The organism is Thermococcus marinus, from assembly GCF_055389025.1.
In genome coordinates this window covers 126,868-146,990 of sequence record NZ_AP042417.1, presented here as the reverse complement: position 1 = coordinate 146,990, position 20,123 = coordinate 126,868, and the positions used below count along the sequence as shown (strand labels likewise).

The window sequence follows — 20,123 nt, the reverse complement described above, 5'->3', positions numbered from 1 at the left end:
TCATTCCCTCCGACTTTGATTAGACTCAAAACTTAAAACACTTGCTATCCCCTGACTCACCACCGTCGCCACCGCCGCCCCCTCGGCACCATAGTTCAGTATCAGAACGTAGTTTAGAACCACGTTCAGCAACGCCGTAAACCCCGTGATCTTTGTAAAGGTCAGCTCCCTTCCGGTCGCGTTCATGTAGCTCCCAAAGAGGGAGTTGAGGAACATGAAGGGAACTGCAAACGCTAAAATCCTCAGAACGGGAACGCTCGGCAGGAACTTCTCCCCAAAGACTATCAAAATCCCAAGCCTGGCAAAGATATAGTAGCCAGCCAAGCCACCAATTCCTATAAGGGCAAGCATCTGAAAGCTCTTCTTGAAGAGCGTCTCAAGTGTCTTCCTGTCCTCCTTCCACAGTCTAGCCATAGAAGGCATCGTCGTTGAGACGACTATCCCTGGGATGAACAGGGAAACCTCAATCAGCGTGAAGGCCGCCCTGTAAATTCCCGTCTCATAATCCCCCCTAAGGAGGCTGAGCATCACCATGTCCGTGCGGTAGTAGATGAGCGTGAAGAGCCCTATGAACCAGAATGGATAGGATTTCATCAGGAGGTTCTTCCAGACTTCCGGCCTAAAGCGAACCCTGAGTTCATCAATAAACCTAAGCCCCCACTTTATCCTCAGGAGCTCCCTTAGGGTGTAGCCTGCTAAGAGCGCAATGATAAACGGTGAGAGCGATTTGAAAGTATACAAAACTACTCCGCCAACAAAGAAAGCCCAGAACCTCTCTACGGTTTTTGCTATCGCCTCGTACTTGGTAACCTCGTGGGCGTACATTATGTTTACAAAAATTCCTGCAATCCACGTCAGCATGGCCTCGGCTCCAGCCAGAACGATGAGAACCTTCATCCACTCCGGCTTCGGGAGGAAAAGTGTGATTCCAACGATTATGCTAAAGTTGATAACGGCAAGCACAATCTTGAAGCCCAAAACATCTGGAAGAAGATCTCTTAGCCTGCTTTTATCCCTCGCCACTTCCCTCATAAAGTAATAACCAACGCCCATATCCGAGAATATTCCGAGTAATCCGACGTAATAGAATATGAAAGAATACTGTCCCAGCCCTTCCGGGCCGAGGGTTCTGCTCAAAATCACTATCACACCGTAGGCCAATAGCTTCGAAATAATCTCTGCCCCAAAAAGCCAACCTGCGTTTTTGATAAGCCTTAGTTTTAAGCTCTCCGCCATGGGCCTCGAAACTGATAAAAAGGAGCAGTATAAAAACCTAATCCCCCCTCTGTATCTTCGCGTGGCCTCCGACAAGGCTCTTCCTGAGCTCAAGGTTCCTTATTTCACACTTCTCGTCTATTATGGAGCGCCATATCGTCGAGTTCCTGATTATCGTCTTCCTGAAGATTATCGAGTCGCTAACATCGGAGTTCTCAATGATGCAGTCCTCGCCGATGTAGGCGAAGGGCCCGATTATTGAGCGGCCGAGTACCATGGCGCCCCGCTTTATGACCACTGGTGGGATTATCTTTGAGTAGGGGCTTATCTGAATCTCCTCGATGTGACTTTCCCTCAAAAGCGTCCTCAAAGCCTCAAGGTAGCTGTCGGCTGAGCCTATGTCGAACCAGTACTCCGAGAAGCGGTAGGCCTTGATTGGCTCGCCCCTTGAGAGGAGCCACTGAACGAAGTAACCCGGCGAGTCTCTGTGCCCGTTCTTCAGGTACTCGTCGAGGAGTCCCATTACCCTCTCCGGGAAGACGTAGACGCCTGTGCTGATTAGAGTCGACCTCGGCACTGCCGGCTTCTCCTCAAAGGCCGCAACCCTGTCGTCCTCAAGGACAACGACGCCGTAGCGCTTCGCGAGCTCAAGGTCGCCAACGTCGTAAACTGCTATGAGGGTCTCGCCGGAGTAGCGGGCAAGGAAGTCCTCAAGCGAGAACGAGAAGAGGTTGTCGCCCGCTATGACGAGGTAGTCGTCCAGGCCGAGCTCCTCAACGGCCTTCTTCATAGCCCCAATCGTCCCGAGCTTCTCCTCCTCGTGGAACGTATCCTCGACGATGAGCCCAACGCCGTATTTTTCAGCGATCGGCCTGAAGTGAGACTCGAAGAAGCGGTTCGTGGAGATGTAAACGGGCAGGTCTAGCTTGAGGGCTTTTTCAAGGATGTAGTCGATTATCCTCTTCTCTCCAACAGGAAGCAGCGCCTTTGGATTGTCCTTGGTTATGGGCCAAAGGCGAGTTGCGTAGCCGCCCGCCATAATCAGGACTTTCATGGTTCTTCCCTCCCCGATATCTCAACATAACAAAGCTATAAACTTTTCATCGTATTCCAAGGGCCTCCCTCCGGTACATCCTTAGATAGTAGGAATAATCGTGGTACTCCCTCATGGTCATCTCCTCAAAATCACACCTGGCCCTCTCGTCCCTGCTGAAGAGGAGCAGGCCCCCAATGGCCCGGAACCTGAAGGTCACCGGTGCGTTGTTGAGAAGCCTGACATCGACGGAAGCCCTATCAGCCTTGAGAGCTCCTCTTCAAGCTCTTCCTCGTAGAATGGAGGGGCATTGCCCTTTACATAAACGGCAATATCAACGTCCCTGAAGGGCCTATCTTCAGTAAATGAGCCGTGCAGGTAAGCAAAAACTACCTCCTTCATTTTCAGGAGGTGCTCTCTGAGTAACTCAATGATTTTTTCCTTCTCTTCCTTGCTCAGCGTGTAAACCTGCATGGTAAAAGATTGGGGATTGAATACAAAAAACTTTCCCAAAGCTTAATAACCGTCCCTCGAACTTTTGGTGGTGATAAAAATGAAGGCCCTTGTGACCGGGGGAGCCGGGGTTCATAGGCTCCCATCTGGTGGACAGGCTGATGGAGCAGGGGCACGAGGTACGGGTTCTCGACGACCTGAGCGCTGGAACCTTGGAAAACATAAAGCGGTGGCTCAACCGCGAGCGCTTTGAGTTCATAAAAGGTGACATGAGAGATGCTGAACTCGTTAAGAAAGCAGTGGAGGGCGTTGACGTCGTCTTCCACCTCGCCGCCAATCCAGAGGTCAGAATAGGCTCCCAGAGCCCGGAGCTCCTCTACGAGACGAACGTGCTCATAACCTACAACCTGCTCAACGCCATGAGGGACTCAAACGTAGAGTACCTCGTCTTCACGAGCTCTTCCACAGTCTACGGCGACGCTGAGGTCGTACCCACGCCCGGGGACTACGGCCCGCTCGAACCGATAAGCGTCTACGGCGGGGCAAAGCTAGCCGCCGGGGCCCTGATAAGCGGCTACGCCCACACCTTCGACTTTAAAGCCCTGATCTTCCGCCTGGCGAACATAATCGGCGAGCGCTCGAACCACGGCGTAATCTACGACTTCATAAATAAGCTGAGGAAGAACCCCAAGGAGCTTGAGATACTCGGCGACGGGACGCAGAGGAAGAGCTACCTCCACGTGAGCGACACGGTTGAGGGCATGCTTCACATCTTCGAGCACTTCAAGAGGTCCGAAAAGACCGTCGATTTTTACAACCTGGGCAACGACGACTGGATAACCGTGAAGGAGATAGCGGAGATAGTGAGCGAGGAAATGAGGCTGAGGCCGAGGTTCGTTTTCACCGGGGGAGTTGACGGAGGCCGCGGATGGAAGGGCGACGTCAAGTTCATGCGCCTGAGCATAGAGAAGGCAAAAGCAACCGGATGGAGGCCGAAGCTCAACAGCTACGAGGCGGTTCGGAGGACGGTTCGGGAGCTCCTCTGACCGAAAACTTTTTAAACCCTCCCTCTTCCTTAATGTCGGACACGCCCCGGTGGTGTAGCCCGGTCAATCATGCGGGACTCTCGATCCCGCGACCCGGGTTCAAATCCCGGCCGGGGCACCATAATTCTCCTGGGCCCGTGGCTCAGCCTGGTCAGAGCGCCCGCCTGATAAGCGGGAGGTCCGGGGTTCGAAGCCCCGCGGGCCCACCATCGAAACTTTGCCCAGCAAAGTTTCATCAAAGTTCGTAGCTCCTTCTTGAAATGCGAGTTTTGATGGGGCTTTCTAACTAAATAGTGAATTATCCTGAGTGAGAACTCCTTTAGAGGCTTTGTAAAGGGGTTTAACCTAAAAAGACGCCCTTCGGGCGTCAATGGAGAGTAAACCCCCTTAATAAGCCCGGATTTTGTTCATTGTTCTCATTAAAAATAGGTTCTCAAAAGAAAGAAAACCAAACTTCCAAACACCACAATGCAAAGAGCTACGAACTTTTGGTGAAGCTTTTTCCAAAAGCTTCAGCGCTGGCGGAAAAGATGTGCCTTTCTGAAAATTGCCAGTTTTAGAAGGGGATTTCTACTAGATTTGCTTCATCTGTGAGTGTTTCACTTGGAAAAGGCGCCTGAATGGCGCGTTTTTGAATTAAACCCCTTTCAATTGGCCATTTAACGTCAAACCCGCTTTAGGCCACGGCCCCTTGAAAGGCATGTCCTCCTCACAACCCTTTAGGACAGTTGGAACCCTTTGGTCAAGCTTTGCGCAAGCAAAGCTTGCGGGGAGTAAAATTTATAAATCCCCCATTGAACCTATCAACGGGCACAGCCCCGTGGTGTAGCGGCCAAGCATGCGGGACTCTGGATCCCGCGACCGGGGTTCGAATCCCCGCGGGGCTACCATCGTTCAAGGGCTCCAGAACCCCGAACCCCCTCTCTTAAACCCTTCTCGAACCTCATGTTATACATCAAGATGTACCTTTTCCCTTTGCGGTTTATCCAATCCTAAGCCCGTTTTTGGCTACAATCTCTTTAATGCTTTCAGTAACCGGGTTACGTGTTCTTGTTTCGAGTCTTCTCTGGATAATATCCAAATGAAGTTTTGGTCGAGTATCTGCCTCACCCGTTCCTCACAGAGAAAAGAGCTGTTTGATGGTCGGCCGGGGAAATACGGGCTTGTTATTCCTTTATTTTCCTTAAACTTCTATATTCGAACTTTTTAGGTAGGTTTAAATACTACCCCCCCGTATTTTTGTTGAGGCTGGCCTTACTCCAGCCGGGAGGTCCTAGTCATGAGAGATAACTTCGAGAGTGAGATTGTCGACATGCTCCGCGAGGGGGAGCTGAGCGTTGCGTTCATTACCCGTTTCCTCACGGAGCGGGGGTTCGACGTAACCAGGCAGAGGGTCGAGCGCACACTTAGGCGGCTGGTTGGGGAGGGAAAGGTGGAGTTCAGGGTCGGCAATAACGGAAGAAAGCAGTATCGGTTGGCACGGTGATTGCCATGGGAACTTCCTCGGTCATACTCGGAAACAGCAGGAGGATGCTCATGATAGAGTACCTCAAGAAGTCCGATGGCCGGGCAGAGCTGAGGGAAATGGTGGAATACATCGCGGAGAACGAGGGGAACACCGACAGGAAGCACAGAAAGAGCGTGTACGTCAGCCTCGTTCAGACACATATCCCAAAACTTGAGCGTGAGGGCGTCATAACGTTCCGACACGGTGTCGTGACCCTTGTAAAGGTTCCTGACGACGTTACGGTCTATATGGAGACGGTCAAAAAGAACGACATAAGCTGGAGCTCTTTTTACGTGGGGCTCTCGCTGATATTCCTCATACTTGCCGTTTCACTCAACGACCTTTATCTTGCCATGGCCTCGCTGGTTTACGCTGGTGTTGGCGTTATCCACCACAGGAAAATGAAGCGCATTTAGGCCTTCTTTTCTTGGGTAACCTACCATTACCTGCAGTTAACCCGACATTTCATATATACCCCAACGGCTCAAGGGATTAGTGAGCAACCCGCAAGGGGTTGCAGAGGCACTGCGTTGAGTTCACCGTTGCAGTGGTTGTTGAGTGTCCGAGGTCAGGGATGAACCTTCACTCTCACCGCTGGCTTCTCTGCCACAGTGCCTCCAATTCGGAGGCGAAAAAAATGAGAAAGAATCTTGCCTTAGGAATTTTTGGCCTGTTGGTGGCCTTTGGTCTCGTGTTAGGGGCTGGAGCCAACTTCAGGGACTACAACGCTGACAGGAGTGTCCACTGGGACATCGTCAGCGATGATACTGAACTCATTGACCTGACGCCCATTCAGCCCTACGCGTACATAAACGATGGTGGCGTGCTGGTTGTTGACATAAGCCCGAACAACCCGAACTACCCAGGCTACGGCCAGGGCCTGAGCCCGAACTCAGAGTACAACTTCGACGAGGTCTTTGAGGTAAGCAACGACCTTTGGGAGGACAACATGACCATCGTTGTCAGGATTACCAACGCCAACACCGCGATACAGTTCTACGGCGCGGACCACGACATTCACTATGTTGATAACGGACAGGTAGTCTACGCCAGCGATATGGCCAAGAACGACGTCTGCTTTGTCCTTGATCCTGGAGAGGCCGTTAAGGTCGGTATGGACTTCACCGTTGGGAACTCACTCCCAGGAGACACCGAGAGCAGCAGCATACACATCCAGGCCTACAGGCTCGGAACCGAGCCGGCGGAACTAGTTGGCAAGTGCGGTCAGTGAAGGAGGCGTGAAAAATGAACAAGCTATTTGGATTGGCTTTATTGATGGTTGGAATGCTCCTGGCTGTTGGAGCCGGAGCAAACTTCAGGTATTACTCTGCCGATAGGCAGACGAGCTTTGATGTTGTCACAGACGACAATGAGCTGATTGACCTTACTGCCCTCCAGCCCTACGTGACCTATGATGCCGGTAAGCTTTACGTCGACATCAGCCAGTACAACCCGAACCACCCAACTGGTGGGGGAACGGGTATGAGCCCGAACACCACCTATGTCTTCGAAGAGATGTTCCAGGTAAGCAACGAGCTCTGGGAGAACAACGAAACCACCTATCCGATATGCGTCACCATAAAGACCGAGCACGATGATGTGATGATCTTCGCGGGCGACTACGACAGCCCGATAGCCGGACCCGCCAGCAACATCCAGTTCACCGTCGAGCATGGGAACCCGATTCCGATTGGAATGATATTCGACAACACAAACTCAACAATTGGGCAGTACCAGTTCCAGATGAGCATTGAGGCAGTTGCCGGAGCTTGCAACCAGTGATTTCTTTTCGGGGGCCTTTGCCCCACCCCTTTGAGGGGGAGTTGTCATGAAAAAAATACTAGAGTTAACCTTTGCTCTCACTGTAATTGTATTTCTCGTCGGCTCGTTAGCGGGCTTTTTCCTGGACAGGCCCGTGTTTCTGTCGTACGCTTACTCCGACAGCATGACGCCCACGATCAACAGGGGCGACCTGTTCTTGATTAACCCCTTCGCGGGAAACTTTGACGTTGGTGATATCATAGTCTTCCATCGGCGCGACGGCTGGACTGTCCACAGGGTCTTCGCGGTTACGGAGGAAGGCTTCATAACCAAGGGCGATAACAACGTCGCTACCGACCAGCAGGACGGCCTCTACCCGCCTGTAAACCGGTCTGACGTCGTCGGAAAGGTTGTCGTCCTCTTTGGCAGGCCTCTCGTCATTAGGGGGGGAGGGGACTTGATCCAGTCCTTGAGGGCGAGGCTGAGCAATGTCTACGCGGTGGCGGTTCTGCTAATCGTTGGGGCGTTCCTGACGTTTTCAGGGGGCTCTAAACGGAAAAAGAGGGTTAAGTATTACAGGGTGAGCGTCAAGACCCTCTACGCCGTTGTGTCGGTCTTTATAATTGCGGGCTTCCTGTCTGTAACGGTGGCTTCATGGGGGACTCTGGCGTTTACGTACTCCTCAACGCTCGCAGGGGGGCAAAGGGAGGGCTGGTACCTGCCCGGCTCGACGTTTGAGAGGAACCTGAGCGTCGAGAACAAGGCCTTGTACCCGTTCTACTACTTCCTGAGTGGCGGAAGCGAGAGGGCCCAGATTCTGGGGCCGACGTTTTTCCGCATTGGGGGCGGTTCAAGCGTCGAAGTTCCAGTCCACGTCACCGTTCCGGAGGACACGAGGATTTACCGCGAGGAGTTCCAGGTGAGGTCTTACCCTGCCGTGCTTCCCGCATCACTCGTGGCTTTCCTCTACTCATTCAGCCCTTATCTTCCGCTGGTCGCCTACGTCATTGTCCTCTCGGGGGCGCTCCTGGTATTTTACCGCCTTGCGGGGATTTCAGAGGGAGACGTCTTTAGAATAAGAAAACGGAGGGGAAGTATTCTCTCCAAGGTACTCGGAGATGGTTAGCATGAGGAAATTTATGCTCCTTACGGCCTTCCTCCTCGGACTGGTTCTGATAGTGGGTTCGAGCGGGAATTTTCGGGCTTATACCGCTAAAAGAAATGCTGAGTTTGATATCGTAAGTGGGAACGACTCTTACATAGGCTGTCGCTGTTTGCAGTGGCCAATTTCCGTTAACGCGGGCTCCAGCGTGGAGTTTACTGCCCTAACAGTTGAAAACCGGATGGACAGGCCAATAACGTTCCACGTTGAGGGCGACTACTCGGCGCTTCCAGAGGGCATCAGCGGAAGCATTGACGGTTCCGTTTACACCCTTGAGCCTGGAGACTCGGCCCCCATCATGGGTACATTCTCCGCTGACGGTTACGTTGGAGACGGCGCCTACGAGGTGCCCCTCACGGTCTACGCGGACTGGGACGGGGGGAGTGCAAAGATTGAGACTTGCTCCATGAACGTAACGTCCATCGGGGGCCCCACGATAAAGAAAGAGCTCCTCTCTGGGAACACTGAAGTGCCCCTCTACACGTACCAGCAGTGGGTGTTCAGGATAACGGTCACGAACCATGGTGCCGCAAGAAACCTAACGATAAAGGACGTTGTAGGGGGAGAGTTTGAGATAGACTCAATATCCCCGAGCGCTGGAAATTACACGGTAAACCAGCACGGAGCTTCTACCCACATTCTATGGGACGTTGAGCTGAGCGCCGGTGGGAGCGCTTACCTGAACGTGACGGTGCACACCAAGATTAACCCCGCGGGAAAACAGGAGTTCACCTCGTGCGGAACCTACAGCCTGAACGATGGGGCTGAAATCCTCGGCTATGGCATCGTCAGCGACGGCATTCTCATTAGAGCGGTCTGGGGGGAAGACGATGACTCAGACGAAAACTGTAGCTCAGGGGGTTGTTGATTATGAAAAAATCCGATAAAAAGCGTGCAATCTTGGCTGGCCTCGCCCTTTCGGTTTCCCTTGCCGTAATCTTTGCCCTGTATTCGGGCGTTGCCTACTCCAGGGAGCCCGTAACGGTGGATGCGACCTACTCCGAGGCCTACCTGCAGGAAGGGCACTTCACTGCTTACGGCCTGTTCTCCAACGAGACCATCTACAAGAACGGGACTTCCCTGGAGTACTACCCCTCCAAAATAACCGACGCGATAGTGGGAAGCTACAAGTTTTCGTCGGACGGCGCCAGCGGGAGCTACGAGGCCACGCTCCACGTCAACTACTACGTAACCTCCGGCAAGAAGAAAGTCTACCTCGTTAACGACACAGAACTCCTCGCCAGGGACACCTTCACGGGGTCCTTTGAGGTTCCCGTTGAACTGAACTTCACTGAGATGGACTCGAGACTCAAGATGGTTCGGGAGGGAACCGGCCTGTACCGCGCCGAGAGGGAGGTTTACGTCCTCGTGAAAGTCATGCCCTCCGGACAGGAGCCGTTCACCCAGGACATAAGGCTGAATCAGGACTCATCGGGGATGCTGTACTTCAGCGGGGCTGACAAGGAGTATAAGAAGGTAGTGAGGAGTGTTGAGACTACAACCAACTCACTGTCTTTCCTCGGTGCTGACGTCGGCGTTTCAACTGCCAGAACTGTATTCCCTGCAGTGGCGCTCCTCTTCGCGATTCCTCCAGCAGGTTTCGTCTACGCCAAACGTGAGAAGAAGCCGAAGTCCAGGGAGCTTACCGCCCTGAAAAAGTATACCGTTGAGGGGACTCCCCCAGAAGGAAAGCGCGTTGAGCTGTCCTCACCTGCTGACCTTAAGAGGGTTTTCGAGCTGGTTGACAGGCCCGTGGTTCACTACCGCAACGGCGATGCCGATGTCTACGCGATAGCGGACGGCGGAACCGTTTACGAGTACCGGGCGAATTAGCCCGGACACCAACAACTTTAAAAGCTTAAGCTAAAAGCCACCTTAGGAGTTCTAAAAGGGTTAGAGGTGGTTAGAGATGAACCCGTTCCACGAGCTTGAGCCCGGACCGGAGGTTCCAGAGGTCGTTTACGCTCTCATAGAGATTCCGAAGGGAAGCAGGAACAAGTACGAGCTTGACAAGAAGACCGGCCTGCTTAAGCTTGACCGCGTCCTCTACAGCCCGTTCTTCTACCCTGTCGACTACGGAATAATCCCCCAGACCTGGTACGACGACGGCGACCCGTTCGACATAATGGTCATAATGCGCGAGCCCGTTTACCCGCTCACCATCATCGAGGCCAGGCCGATAGGCATCATGAAGATGGAGGACTCCGGAGATAAGGACTGGAAGGTTCTCGCCGTTCCGGTCGAGGACCCGTACTTCAAGGACTGGAAGGACATCGACGACGTTCCCAAGGCCTTCCTCGACGAGATTGCCCACTTCTTCCAGCGCTACAAGGAGCTCCAGGGCAAGGTCACCAAGATTGAGGGCTGGGGCAACGCCGAGGAGGCCAAGAAGGAAATCCTCCGCGCCATCGAGCTCTACAAGGAGAAGTTCGGTAAGAAGGAGTGATTTTCCCTTCAATTCTTTTTGGAGGTCTGGCCATGTACAAGCTTTTGACCGTTAAGGACGTTGTCAGAATCCCGCCCGTGATGTTCACGATGGACCCCAAGGAGGCCGCAAAGCTCGTCCTCAAGGAGACCTACGAGGGCATCTACGACAGGGACGAGGGAGTCGTCCTCGCCATCCTCGATGTCCACGAGGTCAGCCAGGGAGTCGTTGTGCCCGGCGACGGAGCCACCTACCACGAGGTCACCTTCGACGTCCTCGTCTGGAAGCCCGAGAACGGGGAGGTCGTTGAGGGAGAGGTCGTCGAGATGATGCCCTACGGTGCGTTCATAAGGATCGGCCCGATGGACGGCCTCGTCCACATAAGCCAGCTCATGGACGACTACGTCGTCTTCGACGAGAAGAACAGGCAGTTCATAGGCAAGGAAACCAACCGCGTCCTCAAGCTCGGCGACTATGTCAGGGCCAGGATAATCGGCATCAGCGTCAAGAGCAAGGTCATCAGGGAGAACAAGATCAACATGACGATGCGCCAGCCCGGCCTTGGAAAGTTTGAGTGGATTGAGCAGGAAAAGAAGAAGGCCCACGGGGAGGCTGAGTGAAGATGGCCAAGGAGAGGGCCTGCAGGCACTGCCACTACATAACGACCGAGGACAGGTGCCCTGTCTGCGGTAGCAGGGACCTTAGCGACGAGTGGTTCGACCTCGTCATAATCCTCGACACCGAGAGCAGGATTGCAAAGAAGCTCCGCGAGAGCATACCCGAGGCGGCTAAAGTTCCGGGCAAATACGCCATAAGGGTCAGGTGAGATGCTGTTCCGCTTAACTGAGGAGCTCCGCCGGGAGCTCAAAAAACCGCTGGGTGAGCTCATAAGGGGCCCCATTCCGGAGCCCTACCTCCGTATTAAGGACGAGCTTAGGGGAAAGACCGTCATCACCGTTGGGGACGTCGTCACCGAGAACGTCGTCAAGCTCGGTATTTCCCCCTCTTTGGCCATCTACGACCTCAAGACCAAGAGGGCCGACTATTCTCCGGATATAAACCAAAAGGCCGTCTTCATGACTGTTACAAACCCTCCTGGGGCGATAACGAAAGCTTTATTAGACACGATCAGAAAGGCCTTCGGCCTCGTTGAGAGGGGCAGGCCGGTTCACATACTCGTCAGCGGGGAAGAGGACTTGGGGGCAATCCCAGCCGTGCTGTACGCCCCCTACGGGAGCCTAGTCCTCTACGGCCAGCCCGACGAGGGGGTAGTGCTTATAAAGGTAACCCCCGAATGCAAGCGCAGATGTGCCCGCATCTTATCCAACATGGAGGTGGTTCGTGATGGAGATTAAGGTGACCGAGATAAGGGAGAACAAGCTCCTCGGAAGGAAGGAAATATACTTCGACATCATACACGAGGGCGAGCCTACCCCGAGCAGGGAAGCGGTGAAGGGTAAGCTCGTCGCCATGCTTGACCTCGACCCGAACACCACCGTGCTCCAGTACATCAGGAGCTACTTCGGAAGCAACATCTCCAAGGGCTACGCCAAGGCCTACGAGACCAGGGAGAGGATGCTCTACATCGAGCCCGAGTACATCCTCCTCCGCGACGGCCTCATCCAGAAGGAGGAAGAGTGAGGTGGTGTAAATGGCGAAGAAGAAAAAGACCAGCCAGAAGTGGAAGCTCTATGAGGTTAAGGACGGAAAGGTCATCAGGAAGAACAAGTTCTGCCCGCGCTGCGGCCCCGGCGTCTTCATGGCCGACCACGGCGACCGCTGGGCCTGCGGAAGGTGCGGCTACACCGAGTGGAAGAAGTGATTTCCTCTTTTCTCTTCCTTAATACCTGAACCTGAAGAAAGCTAAAAAAGAGTGAATTCTTTGGAAGTACCATGCCGACATACTACGGCCTCAAGATTAGGCTCCACCCCGACGTTTATGAGCCGGCAGAGGACACGTTCCTCCTCGCCGAGAACCTTGCCGTCAAAGAGGGAGACATAGCCCTCGACGTTGGGGCTGGAACGGGCCTCATAGCGCTCCTGATGGCCAGAAAAGCCCGCTACGTGCTTGGGGTGGACATCAACCCCATAGCCGTCGAGCTGGCAAGGGAAAACGCGAGGATAAACAACATCAAAAACGTCGAGTTCCGCGTGAGCGACCTGTTTGAGAACGTTTCTGGAAAGTTCGACGTGATAACGTTCAACGCCCCCTACCTGCCCGGCGAGCCCGAGGAGCTGATAGACCTGGCTCTGGTTGGAGGTGAAGGGGGGAGAGAAGTCCTTGACAGGTTCATCCAGGAAGTTCCGCGGTACCTCAAGCCCCGCGGGACTGTTCAGATAGTCCAGAGCTCCATAACCGGGGTGGAGGAGACCCTCAGGAAGCTAAGGGAAGTCGGCCTGAAGGGAAAAGTAGTGGCTAAGGTTCACGTCTTTTTTGAGGATATAGTGCTAATAAACGCGGCTATGCGAGGCGGTGGCGCTTGACCTCGTAGAGAAGCTTCACGCTCGGCTTCTCAGGGAACTCAACGTCTTCCTCGAAGAAGTTTATTTGAATTTCCCTTGCCTTAATCTCGGGGCGTGGTTTTACGTTTCCAAACATGGGTGTAGGGTCGAGGGGTTGCTTTTAAAGTTTTCGGAAATTGCCGAAGTACTTTTCGACAGAGGTATTTCGGCCCCGGCATGTCGTACACACACCTGACCAATCACCTTTTTAAGAGGCTAATATAAAGCCAGCCCAGAGAAGGGAATTAGGTGAGACTAATGGCGATAGTTGTGAAGTCCGACCCGAACATGCCCGATGAAATCGCGCTCCTCTTTAGGAAACAGCACTACGAGCTCGTTGGCAGGCACAGCGGGGTTAAGCTCTGCCACTGGCTCAAGGAGAGCCTCACAAAGGGCAGGTTCTGCTACAAGCAGAAGTTCTACGGCATAGCGAGTCACAGATGCCTCCAGATGACGCCGGTCCTTGCATGGTGTACGCATAACTGCATATTCTGCTGGCGTCCGATGGAGGGCTTCCTCGGCACAGAATTGCCACAGCCATGGGACGACCCAGCATTCGTCGTGGAAGAGAGCATAAAGGCCCAGAGAAAGCTCCTCGTCGGCTACAAGGGCAACCCGAAGGTTCCGAAAGAGAAGTTCGAGGAGGCCTGGAACCCCAAGCATGCTGCAATAAGCCTCTCGGGCGAGCCGATGCTCTACCCCTACATGGGCGACCTCGTCGAGGAGTTCCACAAGCGCGGGTTCACGACCTTCATCGTTACCAACGGAACAGTTCCGGAGAGACTTGAGGAGATGATAAAGGAGGACAAGCTCCCGACCCAGCTCTACGTCTCGCTCACGGCCCCGGACATTGAGACCTACAACCGCGTCAACGTCCCGATGATTCCGGACGGCTGGGACAGGATTAAGGAGACGCTCAGGCTCATGCGCGACGCTCAGACGAGGACTGTGATAAGGCTCACCCTCGTCAAGGGCGAGAACATGCACAACCCGGAGGGCTACGCCGAGCTGATAAAGCTCGCGAACCCGATGTTCGTCGAGGCTAAAGCTTACATGTTCGTGGGTTTCTCACGCAACAGGCTCACGATAAACAACATGCCGCGCCACGAGGAAATCAAGGCGTTTGCGGAGGAGCTGGTTAAGCATCTCCCTGGCTACCACATTGAAGACGAGTACGAGCCGAGCAGGGTCGTGCTGATAATGCGCGACGACGTCGACCCCAGCGGAAGGGGGCTGAATGGAAGGTTCATCGGGGACTGAAATTTTCGCCGGTTTTCGTGTTTCGAGGAAAACTTTATTTATTCTCCTTCGTTTTTTAATTAAGGGGTGTTGGCATATGAGGAGAACGCTTGCCATAATTCTGCTCATGATGTTTTTAACGGTTCCGTACTCCACCGCGAGTAGCGTCCTTGACAGTGCATCTTGGGTTTTTGTTGGGATGGATTCCTACACTGACTCAGTTCCGCTGAAAGCCTACTCTTTGCTTGCACTTAGCTCTATGGTTGGGAAAGTCCACAACGAATCTATGGTTCGGGGGGCAATTAGGGCACTTACCAATGACCTTCTTTTACTCCAGAATCATGATGGTGGCTGGGGCCATGGTGCCTGTCAGATTAGTACCCCCCACGACACTGCCCTTGCAATAATTGCACTTAATAATGCTCTGGCCGTTTCTGAGGAGTTTGGGATTTTAACTAAAGCTAAGGAGGGTGCCATTTTAGATTCCATCCGGGCCGGGAGGAAGTACCTTTTTGATTCATTCTCTTCCCCTGGCTGGGGATACGCCCTAGACTCGGCTCCAAGATTTTACCCGACTGCCCTGGCCCTGTGGGCACTCGGTACTCTCGGTTTTGACTACTCAAACAGCCTCATGGTTAAAACGGCCGCTGATTTCATAGCGGAGCAGTCCAATCTCTCCCCTGACGACCGTGCTCTTAGACTCATTGCCTTCCATGCTATTGATTACCCAAATGTTACCCCCTATCTTTCGGAGTGCCGTCAGTTGCTCTCAAGCGGCAACCTCAACGAATACCAGAGGGCAATACTCACTTATGCGGTCATGCTGTACGACCCCTTGGACTTTGAGGTCGGAAAGTCACTTGCGATACTTGAGAATCTCGGAATGAGAGGTAGTATCTACCTTCTTGTGAATAGGGGTCCGCCCTTTATGACGGAAAGCAACATTATATCTACTGCTTACGCGGTTTTGGCATTTTCCATGGTTTCTGACGTTATTTCTCAGGTAGGTAAAGACACCCCCACGGATTATCGTTATATCCTCTACAATGAACTCGTATCCCGCCAGAACTCTAATGGTGGCTGGCCGCTCTTTGAGGGTGAGCAATCTTCGGCGAAGGCCACTTACTACGCTCTCGTTGGAATTCTGTCCTCTGAGAACCCTTCCGAAGGTATTGTGAAGAAGGCGCTCGTGTGGGCTGAGAGGCACCTTCCAACTGCCATGAGACAAGCAGAGCTGCGCGGCACAATAACCGAGGACTACTACTACACTGCCATGATACTTGCCGAGTTTGGGGATCTATCCCCCGAAGAAAGGGAGGAGCTGATAAACTTCACCCGCTCTCTGGAGTTTTCACCCGGTCTCTGGAGGGGTTTGTTCAATGTTCCTCAGCCCTATGAAACTGCCCTCGGTCTTAACCTGCTCATCTCCCTCGGTTATAGCGGCGAGGATATCGAGCGCGGGGCAAAGTGGCTTCTCTCGGTGAGCAATGCCGGCTGGGGTTTCCGTGTTAGCTACCCCTATCTCCTACCTAGGAGTTTCATGACAAACGTTCCAACTACCGTTGCAGTCCTTGACGCGCTCTCAAAGGTCGTGCCTCCTGAGGAATTAGAACCTCACGTCGAATGGCTGGTTGAGCAGAGGCTTCCAAACGGGGCTTGGGGCTACTTTGGAAGAAGAGTTAGTGTGCTTGGTGAGGTCTACTACGCTACCCCGTCAATGGAGTACACAATACGGGCCGTTGAGGTTCTGAAGACGCTGGGATACGACTACTCCGAGGAAGTGCTTCCGTGGGTCCTGGAGAACGCTCTCAGTGCCAGTGTGACCACAGCGGACATTGGTCTGGCTCTCAGTTTCTTGAGCGACCTAGACATTATTCCGTCCACCACTCTCTATGAAGTCGTGATGGCCCTCAGAGAGGGAATATGGTACGTCAACTACTGGGGGGACTACGGTGAGGTTGCCCAGGACATCGCTTCCTCGCTCTCCGAAGAGGTTAAGGTTGTGCTTGTTGGGGGCAACCTGATGCCTGATGAAGGGAACCACATAATCGTTGCCCCAATTGGCCACGTGGACGTTTCCCGCTACAATCCCCTTGTCCAAGTAGAAGTCAACGGAACAACCGTAGTTGTTAACGGTAACAAGTATCCACTCTCTACGAGCATCGTTATAGTGCCTGGAAGAACCCACGATGGCTACGTGCTTATAATCCTTGCAAATGAAGATGCCATCAAAGGAGTTTTCCTGCTCTTCACAAGCGGCATGTACCACTACCTCCATGGAAACTACATGGTTCTCACTGCTTCCGATTCAAACGGCGATGGCGAGATTGGGCCGGAGGAGATAACACTCTTGGCTGTGGGGTGAAGGTCTTTGCGGGCCCTGATAATAGGAATCGGCCAGTGCGGGACGAAGATAGCTGACCTGTTCGCTCTCGTTGACTTCGAGACACTGGCTGTGAACACCTCTCGCGGCGACCTGGAATATCTCAAGCACGTCCCACAGGACAGAAGACTCCTTATAGGAGAAAGCATCACGGGGGGCAAGGGCGTCAACGCCAACCCGCTCCTTGGCAGGGAAGCAATGAAGCGGGACCTGCCCATGGTGATGAAGAAGATAAACTCCATCGTAGGCTACGAGGACGTTGACATCTTCTTCCTCACCTTTGGCTTTGGCGGCGGAACCGGTGCTGGGGGAACTCCAGTCCTAGCGGAGGCGCTCAAGGAGGAGTACCCGGACTCGCTTGTGGTTGCAATCGGTGCGCTTCCGCTTAGAGAGGAAGGCATAAGGCCCACAATCAACGCGGCCATAACCATAGACAAGCTCTCCAAGATAGCGGACTCCATAATCGCCATAGACAACAACAAGCTGAAGGAGGGCAACGACGATATAAGCAGGGCCTACGAGAGGATTAACTACACGATAGTCGAGAGGATAGCCTCGCTCCTCGCCCTCGTGGACGTCCCCGGTGAGCAGACGCTCGACGCGAGCGACCTCAAGTTCGTCCTCAAGGCCTTTGGAAGTTTTGCCACTGTTGGCTATGCGAAGGCCGAGGCGAGCAAGGTAAAGAGCCTGTCGAGGCTCATAATCAAGTCCTTCGAGAGCGAAGGATTATACCTTGACGCGAACATCGAGTCCGCCCTCTACGGCCTCGTTGCGGTTCACGGTCCGCCTGAGGTTCTTAAGGCAGGGGACATCTTTGAGGCCCTCGACTACCTCACGAACAAAATCAGGGGCAAGCAGATTTTCCGCGGCTTTTACCCAGACCCCCGCGAGAGGGAAGTTGAGGTTGTAACCCTCCTGAGCGGCATCTACGACAGCAAGAGCATCGAGGAGATAGTCAGGACTGCCAAGGAGTACGCAAAGTCGTTCATGCAGGCAAAGAAGGAGGCCGAGACTAAGAAGAGCGAGCTCCTCAGCGGTCTGCCCGACTTCGATGACCTTTATCCGGGAGGGGAGGTCTACGATGTATCCTCGCCCAGGCTGGAGGAGGTCGCGAAGAGGCTGAGGAGGGGAGCCCATGACTGACCCAGTGAAGGACTCGGTCGAGGCCGCCCTCGAACTCGACGAGAAGTCCGTTTATTCCCACATCGCCCACGAGAGCGCCGAGGACATAGTCAGGATTATCTCGTCCCTTGATGCCGAGAGGGCAAAGCTCAAGGGGGAGGTCATCTACTACACCGACGACTGGGACGCCCTGATACGCGAGAGGATAGCGAAGGGAAAGAGGCACACCGCCTTCGACTTTTACAACCCCGCCCTGCTCGACATCTGGGAGGAGAAGGTAAAGCACGGGAAGAAGCTCCGGATGTTTGAGAGGGTGTCTTACGCGGTTCTTGGAGCGTTTGTTGCCTTGACGGGTATTGCCACCGTTATCACGGGCTCCCCGCTTATCCTGCTCGCAGTTTCTGCACTGCCCCTTGCCCTGGTTGTAAGGGACAGGGTAAGGGACTCACTTGACCTGATTTACTACGAGCTGACCCAGTTCTTCATAGACGAGCTCAGGGAGATTGTTTCAAAACACGGGCTCAACCCTGAGAGGTACAAGTTTAAGCTCTTCACCGGCGGCTACTTTGGAGTAAAGACCCGGAAAACACCCTCCGGCATATTTGCCGTCGTTGAAAACAAATCCGGGTAGTAACAGTTAAATATAGTTCCGTTATACCTGTTAGTAGGTGGGAGAGTATGGGGCTAGTCCCTAAAAGGCGCGGTCAGATATCTCTTGAATTTATGCTGGTGTTTTCGATAATGCTGATAATGCTACTCTACTCCATAAAAAACGTCGGTTTTGATGAATCTTCACCTTCATCTGAGACCCTGGCCGTTCAAATTGCACTGGAGGAGAAAAACCTCGCAGACGCAATATCTGGCACGATAAGTCAGGTCTACGCTCAGGGGCCGGGCTCAAAAGCAACGGCCTACGCCAGGCTTGTTTATCTCAGAAATCCCAAGTACTTGGAAAAGGGGCTGAATGTAGTCAATCCGAGGATATTCATAACTTATGGGCCGTATCTCTCTGAAGGTAACGGAACCTATGTGGTAGTCGTCAATGGTACCGGGACGTCAGAACTGATTCGCTCAGGCGAGAACAGGAACGCTTTCTGGAGCAGGGCCATGTATCAAGAGGATTTGTCCATGAATTCATCTGTGTGGAGTTCGGGTGTTACACTCACATGGGCGGACGACGGGACGACCGCCCACGGGCTGAATCTCGACCCCTCAACACTGCCGCCTGAACTGAGAATCGTCGTCGAGTGGAATCCGGATCGCGGGGACTCCTGGCTCTACAACGCAACGGCCGGCGAGCTCAGGATAAACATCAACCCGGGTGAGTGAGATGAAGAGGGCCCAGCTGAGCCTTGACCTCATGTTTGCAGTGACGCTCGTCGCCCTCACCGTTTTAAGCCTGATAAGCCTCGCGACCCACGAAGTTGAAGGTGCCCACACGTTTGACGCATCGGCCAAAGTGAAAGTCTTCGCAATTGACCTACGGGACACCGTTACCAAAGTCTACGCCGTCGGCGATGGGTTTGCGGTCATGAAGGAAGTTCCATTCGAGCTGGAGAGTGGAGACTACGTGAAGGTCACCCTAGATGGGCCCTCCAGCGAGCTGAAAGTTGAGGCAGAGCTTGGGGGCACGAAATATACTACCGTCCAGAAAATCCCTGTCCCAATTGCTTCGAACACCACGGTAACTTTGACACCCTCAAATAATGAGTTTTGGGTAATCTGTGAATACAACGAGACGGCCGGTGGGATTGATGTCAGGCTCAGCGAGAGCCCGTAGGGGTCAAACGGCAATTGAGATGCTCTTCATACTCGGGATAATTCTCACTGGGATAGTTGTTATTGTCCCCCTGTACACACAGGAGAGCGGAGAATCCCTCTTGGTGGCCGCTGTGAGGGACGCCGCGTCGCAGGCTGCGGTTTACATTGAGGCCGGGGTGATAAGCGACACGCCAGGATACGAGGACCTAAATGACATCATACAGGGCTACACTGAATACCGGAGCGTGGGGTTCCGGCTGGTCGGTGTCAGCCTCGTCTCTGAAAGTAGCGAGAGAGTCACGATAGCCGTGAAGTTCACCCATAACTTCTCCCCGGAACCCTCAAGGGACTCAGGGATTGCCAGGAAGATAGGGGAGTTCCTCAAGAACCACCTCAAGGACGTGAATGGGTTCTACCTGAAAGACGGCCACCTCTACTACGGGGGACGTCTTGTGGAGTTTAAAATTGCCGTTGGTGAGACCTTGGAGGTGATATCATGAGACGAGGTCAGCTC

26 protein-coding genes, 3 tRNA genes and 1 pseudogene are annotated in these 20,123 nt (G+C 53.6%); 25 read left to right on the top strand and 5 right to left on the bottom strand.

Annotated features, from left to right (window positions below):
• Genes ACZ5ER_RS00880 through ACZ5ER_RS00865 form a run of 4 tightly spaced genes read right to left on the bottom strand, consistent with a single transcriptional unit; the run spans position 1 to position 2,722 of the window.
• Positions 1-1,236 (bottom strand): flippase, encoded by a 1,236-nt coding sequence (locus ACZ5ER_RS00880; protein WP_464934595.1) that lies wholly within the window; start codon positions 1,234-1,236, stop codon positions 1-3.
• A gap of 37 nt (positions 1,237-1,273) precedes the next feature.
• A complete protein-coding gene (locus ACZ5ER_RS00875) occupies positions 1,274-2,269 on the bottom strand; it encodes a sugar phosphate nucleotidyltransferase (protein WP_464934594.1) in 996 nt (331 codons plus the stop codon).
• Positions 2,270-2,315: 46 nt separating this feature from the next.
• Entirely contained in the window at positions 2,316-2,468 is a 153-nt protein-coding gene (locus ACZ5ER_RS00870) for a hypothetical protein (protein ID WP_464934593.1), read from the bottom strand.
• Positions 2,465-2,722, bottom strand: a complete 258-nt coding sequence (locus ACZ5ER_RS00865) for a nucleotidyltransferase domain-containing protein (protein WP_464934592.1) — start codon at positions 2,720-2,722, stop codon at positions 2,465-2,467. The genes ACZ5ER_RS00870 and ACZ5ER_RS00865 overlap by 4 nt, the downstream gene beginning before the upstream one ends.
• A gap of 79 nt (positions 2,723-2,801) precedes the next feature.
• Between ACZ5ER_RS00865 and ACZ5ER_RS00860 the strand changes: the two are divergent.
• The 18 genes and pseudogenes from ACZ5ER_RS00860 to ACZ5ER_RS00775 all read left to right on the top strand — a co-directional run bounded on the left by ACZ5ER_RS00860 (position 2,802) and on the right by ACZ5ER_RS00775 (position 13,086).
• Positions 2,802-3,747, top strand: a pseudogene (locus tag ACZ5ER_RS00860) (NAD-dependent epimerase/dehydratase family protein).
• 43 nt (positions 3,748-3,790) lie between these two features.
• Positions 3,791-3,868 (top strand) — tRNA-Glu (locus tag ACZ5ER_RS00855).
• Positions 3,869-3,878: 10 nt separating this feature from the next.
• Positions 3,879-3,956: transfer RNA gene (locus ACZ5ER_RS00850), tRNA-Ile, on the top strand.
• A gap of 605 nt (positions 3,957-4,561) precedes the next feature.
• A tRNA-Gln gene (locus ACZ5ER_RS00845) sits at positions 4,562-4,637 on the top strand.
• Positions 4,638-5,026: 389 nt separating this feature from the next.
• Positions 5,027-5,233: a hypothetical protein gene (locus ACZ5ER_RS00840; protein ID WP_050002536.1), complete on the top strand. Its 207-nt coding sequence runs from the start codon at positions 5,027-5,029 to the stop codon at positions 5,231-5,233.
• 5 nt (positions 5,234-5,238) lie between these two features.
• Positions 5,239-5,670, top strand: coding sequence for a DUF7344 domain-containing protein (locus ACZ5ER_RS00835; protein ID WP_050002537.1), 432 nt, complete (start codon positions 5,239-5,241; stop codon positions 5,668-5,670).
• A 221-nt stretch (positions 5,671-5,891) separates the two neighbouring features.
• Complete coding sequence (locus tag ACZ5ER_RS00830) at positions 5,892-6,485, top strand: DUF1102 domain-containing protein (RefSeq protein WP_464934591.1); 594 nt, start codon at positions 5,892-5,894, stop codon at positions 6,483-6,485.
• Between the two features lie 14 nt (positions 6,486-6,499).
• Positions 6,500-7,036 carry a DUF1102 domain-containing protein gene (locus ACZ5ER_RS00825; protein WP_050002539.1) on the top strand — a complete coding sequence of 179 codons (537 nt, stop codon included), beginning with the start codon at positions 6,500-6,502 and terminating at the stop codon, positions 7,034-7,036.
• A 46-nt stretch (positions 7,037-7,082) separates the two neighbouring features.
• Positions 7,083-8,141 carry a signal peptidase I gene (locus ACZ5ER_RS00820; RefSeq protein WP_050002540.1) on the top strand — a complete coding sequence of 353 codons (1,059 nt, stop codon included), beginning with the start codon at positions 7,083-7,085 and terminating at the stop codon, positions 8,139-8,141.
• A 1-nt stretch (position 8,142) separates the two neighbouring features.
• Positions 8,143-9,045, top strand: a complete 903-nt coding sequence (locus ACZ5ER_RS00815; protein WP_050002541.1) for a COG1470 family protein — start codon at positions 8,143-8,145, stop codon at positions 9,043-9,045.
• 2 nt (positions 9,046-9,047) lie between these two features.
• The gene (locus ACZ5ER_RS00810) at positions 9,048-10,010 is read left to right on the top strand and encodes a hypothetical protein (protein ID WP_464934590.1); all 963 of its coding nucleotides are present in this window, start codon (positions 9,048-9,050) and stop codon (positions 10,008-10,010) included.
• Between the two features lie 76 nt (positions 10,011-10,086).
• Complete coding sequence (locus ACZ5ER_RS00805; RefSeq protein ID WP_050002543.1) at positions 10,087-10,623, top strand: inorganic diphosphatase; 537 nt, start codon at positions 10,087-10,089, stop codon at positions 10,621-10,623.
• Between the two features lie 32 nt (positions 10,624-10,655).
• Positions 10,656-11,222 (top strand): DNA-directed RNA polymerase, encoded by a 567-nt coding sequence (locus ACZ5ER_RS00800; protein WP_050002544.1) that lies wholly within the window; start codon positions 10,656-10,658, stop codon positions 11,220-11,222.
• Positions 11,223-11,224: 2 nt separating this feature from the next.
• Positions 11,225-11,428, top strand: a complete 204-nt coding sequence (gene spt4 / locus ACZ5ER_RS00795; protein ID WP_050003929.1) for a transcription elongation factor subunit Spt4 — start codon at positions 11,225-11,227, stop codon at positions 11,426-11,428.
• 1 nt (position 11,429) lies between these two features.
• Positions 11,430-11,957 (top strand): GTP-dependent dephospho-CoA kinase, encoded by a 528-nt coding sequence (locus ACZ5ER_RS00790; protein ID WP_464934588.1) that lies wholly within the window; start codon positions 11,430-11,432, stop codon positions 11,955-11,957.
• Complete coding sequence (locus ACZ5ER_RS00785; RefSeq protein ID WP_050002546.1) at positions 11,947-12,243, top strand: 30S ribosomal protein S24e; 297 nt, start codon at positions 11,947-11,949, stop codon at positions 12,241-12,243. Before ACZ5ER_RS00790 ends, ACZ5ER_RS00785 begins: the two co-directional genes overlap by 11 nt.
• Positions 12,244-12,253: 10 nt before the next feature.
• Positions 12,254-12,424: a 30S ribosomal protein S27ae gene (locus ACZ5ER_RS00780; protein ID WP_050002547.1), complete on the top strand. Its 171-nt coding sequence runs from the start codon at positions 12,254-12,256 to the stop codon at positions 12,422-12,424.
• A gap of 71 nt (positions 12,425-12,495) precedes the next feature.
• On the top strand, positions 12,496-13,086 hold the full coding sequence (locus ACZ5ER_RS00775; protein ID WP_464934587.1) for a HemK2/MTQ2 family protein methyltransferase: 591 nt from the start codon (positions 12,496-12,498) through the stop codon (positions 13,084-13,086).
• On the opposite strand, the gene ACZ5ER_RS00770 is transcribed toward ACZ5ER_RS00775, so the two are convergent.
• A complete protein-coding gene (locus ACZ5ER_RS00770) occupies positions 13,064-13,201 on the bottom strand; it encodes a hypothetical protein (RefSeq protein WP_169741388.1) in 138 nt (45 codons plus the stop codon). The two genes, ACZ5ER_RS00775 and ACZ5ER_RS00770, sit on opposite strands and share 23 nt — an antisense overlap.
• 161 nt (positions 13,202-13,362) lie before the next feature.
• On the opposite strand from ACZ5ER_RS00770, the gene twy1 reads away from it, so the two are divergent.
• The 7 genes from twy1 (at position 13,363) to ACZ5ER_RS00735 (ending at position 20,109) form a co-directional block, all read left to right on the top strand.
• A complete protein-coding gene (twy1, locus tag ACZ5ER_RS00765; RefSeq protein ID WP_464934586.1) occupies positions 13,363-14,364 on the top strand; it encodes a 4-demethylwyosine synthase TYW1 in 1,002 nt (333 codons plus the stop codon).
• A 76-nt stretch (positions 14,365-14,440) separates the two neighbouring features.
• Positions 14,441-16,708: a hypothetical protein gene (locus tag ACZ5ER_RS00760; protein WP_464934585.1), complete on the top strand. Its 2,268-nt coding sequence runs from the start codon at positions 14,441-14,443 to the stop codon at positions 16,706-16,708.
• Between the two features lie 6 nt (positions 16,709-16,714).
• A complete protein-coding gene (locus ACZ5ER_RS00755; protein ID WP_050002551.1) occupies positions 16,715-17,869 on the top strand; it encodes an FtsZ/tubulin family protein in 1,155 nt (384 codons plus the stop codon).
• Positions 17,862-18,479: a hypothetical protein gene (locus ACZ5ER_RS00750; protein ID WP_050002552.1), complete on the top strand. Its 618-nt coding sequence runs from the start codon at positions 17,862-17,864 to the stop codon at positions 18,477-18,479. The genes ACZ5ER_RS00755 and ACZ5ER_RS00750 overlap by 8 nt, the downstream gene beginning before the upstream one ends.
• A 47-nt stretch (positions 18,480-18,526) precedes the next feature.
• Positions 18,527-19,177: a class III signal peptide-containing protein gene (locus ACZ5ER_RS00745; protein ID WP_464934584.1), complete on the top strand. Its 651-nt coding sequence runs from the start codon at positions 18,527-18,529 to the stop codon at positions 19,175-19,177.
• A gap of 1 nt (position 19,178) precedes the next feature.
• Positions 19,179-19,628 carry a hypothetical protein gene (locus tag ACZ5ER_RS00740; protein ID WP_464934583.1) on the top strand — a complete coding sequence of 150 codons (450 nt, stop codon included), beginning with the start codon at positions 19,179-19,181 and terminating at the stop codon, positions 19,626-19,628.
• Positions 19,603-20,109, top strand: a complete 507-nt coding sequence (locus tag ACZ5ER_RS00735; protein ID WP_464934582.1) for a hypothetical protein — start codon at positions 19,603-19,605, stop codon at positions 20,107-20,109. The genes ACZ5ER_RS00740 and ACZ5ER_RS00735 overlap by 26 nt, the downstream gene beginning before the upstream one ends.
• Positions 20,110-20,123 lie beyond the last annotated feature (14 nt).

Excerpts from the sequence above, each read along its gene's own strand:
- ACZ5ER_RS00875 (WP_464934594.1), bottom strand. The coding sequence starts at position 2,269 with ATGAAAGTCCTGATTATGGCGGGCGGCTACGCAACTCGCCTTTGGCCC.
- ACZ5ER_RS00810 (WP_464934590.1), top strand. The coding sequence starts at position 9,048 with ATGAAAAAATCCGATAAAAAGCGTGCAATCTTGGCTGGCCTCGCCCTT.
- ACZ5ER_RS00775 (WP_464934587.1), top strand. The coding sequence starts at position 12,496 with ATGCCGACATACTACGGCCTCAAGATTAGGCTCCACCCCGACGTTTAT.
- ACZ5ER_RS00735 (WP_464934582.1), top strand. The coding sequence starts at position 19,603 with ATGTCAGGCTCAGCGAGAGCCCGTAGGGGTCAAACGGCAATTGAGATG.
- ACZ5ER_RS00835 (WP_050002537.1), top strand. The coding sequence starts at position 5,239 with ATGGGAACTTCCTCGGTCATACTCGGAAACAGCAGGAGGATGCTCATG.
- ACZ5ER_RS00740 (WP_464934583.1), top strand. The coding sequence starts at position 19,179 with ATGAAGAGGGCCCAGCTGAGCCTTGACCTCATGTTTGCAGTGACGCTC.
- ACZ5ER_RS00750 (WP_050002552.1), top strand. The coding sequence starts at position 17,862 with ATGACTGACCCAGTGAAGGACTCGGTCGAGGCCGCCCTCGAACTCGAC.
- ACZ5ER_RS00745 (WP_464934584.1), top strand. The coding sequence starts at position 18,527 with ATGGGGCTAGTCCCTAAAAGGCGCGGTCAGATATCTCTTGAATTTATG.
- ACZ5ER_RS00770 (WP_169741388.1), bottom strand. The coding sequence starts at position 13,201 with ATGTTTGGAAACGTAAAACCACGCCCCGAGATTAAGGCAAGGGAAATT.
- ACZ5ER_RS00880 (WP_464934595.1), bottom strand. The coding sequence starts at position 1,236 with ATGGCGGAGAGCTTAAAACTAAGGCTTATCAAAAACGCAGGTTGGCTT.
- ACZ5ER_RS00790 (WP_464934588.1), top strand. The coding sequence starts at position 11,430 with ATGCTGTTCCGCTTAACTGAGGAGCTCCGCCGGGAGCTCAAAAAACCG.
- ACZ5ER_RS00820 (WP_050002540.1), top strand. The coding sequence starts at position 7,083 with ATGAAAAAAATACTAGAGTTAACCTTTGCTCTCACTGTAATTGTATTT.
- ACZ5ER_RS00840 (WP_050002536.1), top strand. The coding sequence starts at position 5,027 with ATGAGAGATAACTTCGAGAGTGAGATTGTCGACATGCTCCGCGAGGGG.
- ACZ5ER_RS00780 (WP_050002547.1), top strand. The coding sequence starts at position 12,254 with ATGGCGAAGAAGAAAAAGACCAGCCAGAAGTGGAAGCTCTATGAGGTT.
- spt4 (WP_050003929.1), top strand. The coding sequence starts at position 11,225 with ATGGCCAAGGAGAGGGCCTGCAGGCACTGCCACTACATAACGACCGAG.
- ACZ5ER_RS00815 (WP_050002541.1), top strand. The coding sequence starts at position 8,143 with ATGAGGAAATTTATGCTCCTTACGGCCTTCCTCCTCGGACTGGTTCTG.
- ACZ5ER_RS00785 (WP_050002546.1), top strand. The coding sequence starts at position 11,947 with ATGGAGATTAAGGTGACCGAGATAAGGGAGAACAAGCTCCTCGGAAGG.
- twy1 (WP_464934586.1), top strand. The coding sequence starts at position 13,363 with ATGGCGATAGTTGTGAAGTCCGACCCGAACATGCCCGATGAAATCGCG.
- ACZ5ER_RS00825 (WP_050002539.1), top strand. The coding sequence starts at position 6,500 with ATGAACAAGCTATTTGGATTGGCTTTATTGATGGTTGGAATGCTCCTG.
- ACZ5ER_RS00805 (WP_050002543.1), top strand. The coding sequence starts at position 10,087 with ATGAACCCGTTCCACGAGCTTGAGCCCGGACCGGAGGTTCCAGAGGTC.
- ACZ5ER_RS00800 (WP_050002544.1), top strand. The coding sequence starts at position 10,656 with ATGTACAAGCTTTTGACCGTTAAGGACGTTGTCAGAATCCCGCCCGTG.
- ACZ5ER_RS00830 (WP_464934591.1), top strand. The coding sequence starts at position 5,892 with ATGAGAAAGAATCTTGCCTTAGGAATTTTTGGCCTGTTGGTGGCCTTT.
- ACZ5ER_RS00760 (WP_464934585.1), top strand. The coding sequence starts at position 14,441 with ATGAGGAGAACGCTTGCCATAATTCTGCTCATGATGTTTTTAACGGTT.
- ACZ5ER_RS00865 (WP_464934592.1), bottom strand. The coding sequence starts at position 2,722 with ATGCAGGTTTACACGCTGAGCAAGGAAGAGAAGGAAAAAATCATTGAG.